This is a genomic window from Collinsella aerofaciens (assembly GCF_039752985.1).
GTDB classification, from domain to species: Bacteria; Actinomycetota; Coriobacteriia; order Coriobacteriales; family Coriobacteriaceae; genus Collinsella; species Collinsella aerofaciens_BT.
The window spans coordinates 1-3,964 of record NZ_JBDMHA010000099.1; the positions used below are offsets into that span (position 1 = coordinate 1).

The following is a 3,964-nucleotide window of genomic DNA, read 5'->3' on the forward strand; positions in this document are numbered from 1 at the left end:
GCGCAGACGCTGGCCGGCCAGGCGACCGTGGGGCGTCACGGTGACCTCGCGCAGCGTAACCTCGGCACGCTCTTCGAACGTTGGGGCGGCCATCACCAACAGATCGCCTTCCTGGATCACGGTGTCGCCATTGGGCAGTACCGGGTGCGCCCCGTCGCGCAGCACCAGGACCACGAGCATGTCTGTGGCGCTGCCAATGTCGGCGAGCGAGCGACCGGCAAACGGATGTCCAGCGCCTACCTTGAGCTTGACGAACGACATGCCGTCTTCGTCGCGGTAGTCGTTAAAGGTGCGACGCACGTCGCCGGTCGCATCGATCATATCGAGCTTCTTCGCCACCGCCGGCAGCAGCGAGCCCTGCACCACAATGCTCGACACGGCAATCACAAACACCAGGTCAAATAGGTCGTGTCCGCCGGGAACGCCGGCCACCACGGCAAAGAGACTAAAGACGACCGAAGCTGCTCCGCGCAGGCCCGCCCAGCTTACGAGCGCGACCTGGCGAGGGTTCGTCCTAAACGGCGCTAGCAGCATGCCTACGGCGATGGGGCGGCTCGCAAAGAGCATAAACGCCATGAGTGCCAGGCCCGGTAGCAGCATTTGCGGCAGGCGTGCGGGTGTAACGAGCAGGCCCAGCAAGAAGAAGATGGTCATCTCTGCCATCTCGGTGAGGGTGTCAAAGAAGTGCGCCATCTCGACTTTGCCGGTGATGTCGCTGGCACCCAGCACAATGCCGGCCAGGTATACAGCCAAAAAGCCGTTGCCGCCCAGGTAGCTCGGCAGCGCGTAGGCGACGATGGCCACGGCGAACAAAAAGATGGTCTGCGCGTCCTTGGCCGTTGCGTGCGCGCGTTCAATCAGGCGGCCCGCCGCCCAGCCGATGGCAAGGCCCAGGCCCACGCCCAGGATAATCTGCTTGGCCAGCAGTGCGGGAATGTTGATGTCGCCGCCGGCCGCTAGTGTGGCGAGCACGGCGGTGAGCATGTAGGCGACGGGGTCGTTGGAGCCCGATTCGACCTCGAGCAGCGAGTCGGTGCCACCTCTCAGCGACAGGCTGTGCTCACGCAGTACGCTAAAGACGCTTGCCGCGTCGGTGGATGCCACGACCGATCCCAGCAGCAGGCCACCGATCCAGTCGAACCCCAGCGCGAAGTGGGCGAACACGCCGGTGATGCCGGCAGTGATGACGACGCCGAGCGTGCTCAGCAGCACCGCCGGCGCAGCGACGGGCTTGGCGCGGTCGATATTGGTGTTAAAGCCGCCGTAGAACATGATGAACAGCAGCGCCGTGCTGCAGACGGTTTCGGTGAGTGCGTAGTCGCTAAAGTCGATATGCGTCGGGCCGTTGACGCCCAACAGCATGCCCAGCGCGATAAAGATGAGCAGGGTGGGGAAGGGGAGTTTTTTGCCGACGGGTTTGATGGTCAGGCACAAAATGATGACGAGGCCGATAAAGAGAAGGATCTGGTTCATGGATAGTGTCCGCTCCTGGGTGGTTGGCGTGGCACGGTCAGTTGTCTGCGGTTATTTGTACCCAAAGATGGTGGGTTTATGGGGTTGGATTGCGGGCGTGCGCGATATCGTCATAGATGGCTGCCGTCTTTGCCTCTGCTCGGAAACCCTTTCCAGCTTTATTGCAACGGAGTACAATGGGTAACGTTTAAGTTCAACTTGAAGTTTTAGTTGCGGCACCGGGCTTCGGCCGCAATGCAAGGAGAGGCGTACCATGGCGATCTATGTGACATCTGATGCTCACGGGCACGTGCGTGCGCTTGACGAGGCCCTGTCTAAGATCTCTTTGACGTCCGACGACACGCTGTACGTGCTGGGCGACATGATCGATCGCGGGCCCGATCCGGTCGGCGTTATTAAGCTCGTGCGCTCGCTGCCCAACGCCCACGTGCTCAAGGGTAATCACGAGCAGATCATGCTCGATGCCATCATTGGCCAGGATCCGCTCGATGCCGAGACCTGGGATATCAACGGTGGCTGGACGACGCGTGAGCAGCTCAACGACATGGAATTTGAGGCATACGAGGAGCTCGTGCGATGGATGGCCGCGCTGCCGCTCTACGCGGTGGTCGAGACCGAGGAGCGCCCGTATCTGCTGGTACATGCTGGAATCGAGATGAAGGCGGCGCGCGCGTTTTTGCTTGAGCATGGTGTCGATTGTGCCGATGGCGTCGGAGCGGTGGGTGCCGATCGCGAGCTGCTGCAGCAGATGCTCGCGGTGCAGTCGTCCGATGACCTGCTGTGGATTCGTCACGGCTATTGGGATGTGCCGACTGGGCTGCTTTCTGCCGAGGGCAAGGGTCCGGTCGTGGTGAGCGGTCACACGCCAACGGTGTCGCTCGGGCGTTATTGCGAGGTCGGTGGTCTTGCGGGGCTCGATGAGGAGTCGGGCCGCGGGCAGATTGTGCGCCTGGGCGGCGAGGATGCCGCCGGTGTGCCCGATCGCATCGACATCGACTGCGCTGCCGCCACCGGCTCCGAGTTCGGTCGCGTGGGCATCCTGCGCCTGGACGACGGGGCGGAGTTCTACGCGAACATCAACCCGGGCGAATAATCGGTGCAAGGGGTAGCTAATTTGGGACGGGGCTTATTTGACTACTTTTGCCCTTCTGCCCGCTAATTGATTTCTCTGGGACGGGGATTAAATAATCATTTGGCTGCCCGCCGGCTAAGTGAGTAGACTTTTTTGGAAATGCCGAGCACCCAACATATTTGCCTCAATAAAACCGCAGGTCACAGACTTGTGCTCTGTTGGTGTGGTCGGGGATTCGGTAAAAGTCTACTCACTTAGTTTTGCGTGATGAATATTGTCCGCAACGAGACCCCAGCCGGGGTGATTCCATCGCAAATTCCGGTGACCGGGCAGCTAATTAGGCGCCGTATGGGTTGCGGTCGCGTTCTATGCGTTGGCGGATGTGGGCGTACTCGATAATCAGTAGCACCAGGAGTAGGGCCATGATGGCTAGGTAGCTCACCACAGCGCCCATCAGACCCAGCAGCTTAATCAAGATCACCGGCAGCACCACGCTTACGGCGAAGCAGATCAGGTAGATCTTGGTGACGTCTCCAGCGTGGCGTAGCACCGTGATGATGGCGTAGATAAAGTCGATGGCCGCGGTGACGCCGCCGGCGACGACCATCAGCAACGCCAGCGTACGGTAGCGCTCAAAGCTGAGGCCGTACATAAAGCTCATGAGGGGAATACCGGGACCTGCCATAAATGCGGCGCACACGCCGGTGATGGCCACGATCAGCGCCATAACGGCAACAATAATCAGGTCAAAGCGACGACGCTTGCGAGGATTAGCCCAAATGCTCGACAAGCGCAGGAGCTGCGGTTTGTAGACAAATCCGACGCTCAACAAAATAGCCTGCGCCGGAAAGAACAGGGCATTAAAGTACAGCTGATATTTGTATGCCAGCGTGCCTTCCATCACAAACTTGGGCATGCTCTCAATAAGGTTGAACAGGAACAGTGCACCAAAGAGCGGGGCGCACTGGACAAACAGGTGGCCGACCTCGCGCAGGCTCACGCGGCGCGATTTTTCGGTCTCGAGCAGGGCAAGCGGCGCGGTGACCAGCACGAGCGAGGCGATCGCGGCGATGCCCATGGCCATGGCCGCGATGGGCATGCTGCGCGTGAGGAACAGCGCCGCGCTAAAGACCGCGATGACGCCGACGGAGCGTAGCGTTTGGCTCATGCCGGCCAGGTAGAGCTTGTCGGCCTGCTGCAGGCGGCCTTCGTACACGTCGGCGACGCCGTCGATCACCTTGTAGAGGTAGACGCCCAGGCCGATCGTCGCCATCTGCGCGTCATAGCCGCGGGCGCTGCTGTACATGAGGCCGCAGCCTAGGGCGAGCGCTCCACAAAGCCAGCGGTTGAGCTGGTAGGAGGCAAAGGACGTCTTTTCGTCGATGTCTGAGACCTGGAAATTGCGCACGCCGTAGTTGC

The 3,964-nt window shown here is 60.7% G+C and carries 3 protein-coding genes; 1 reads left to right on the top strand and 2 read right to left on the bottom strand.

What is annotated here, in order from left to right; all coding sequences use genetic code 11:
* Positions 1–1,473: potassium/proton antiporter (locus tag ABHR76_RS09530; RefSeq protein WP_346977541.1), on the bottom strand; the 1,473-nt coding region annotated here is incomplete at its 3' end.
* Between the two features lie 253 nt (positions 1,474–1,726).
* Here ABHR76_RS09530 and ABHR76_RS09535 point away from each other — a divergent pair.
* A complete protein-coding gene (locus ABHR76_RS09535; protein ID WP_138112830.1) occupies positions 1,727–2,566 on the top strand; it encodes a metallophosphoesterase family protein in 840 nt (279 codons plus the stop codon).
* Positions 2,567–2,882: 316 nt separating this feature from the next.
* Here the strand turns inward: ABHR76_RS09535 and ABHR76_RS09540 are convergent.
* Positions 2,883–3,964 (bottom strand): lipopolysaccharide biosynthesis protein (locus ABHR76_RS09540; protein WP_346977543.1); only part of this gene is annotated, 1,082 nt, incomplete at its 5' end.

Coding starts and splice junctions, on each gene's coding strand:
- ABHR76_RS09535 (WP_138112830.1), top strand. CDS start 1,727: ATGGCGATCTATGTGACATCTGATGCTCACGGGCACGTGCGTGCGCTT.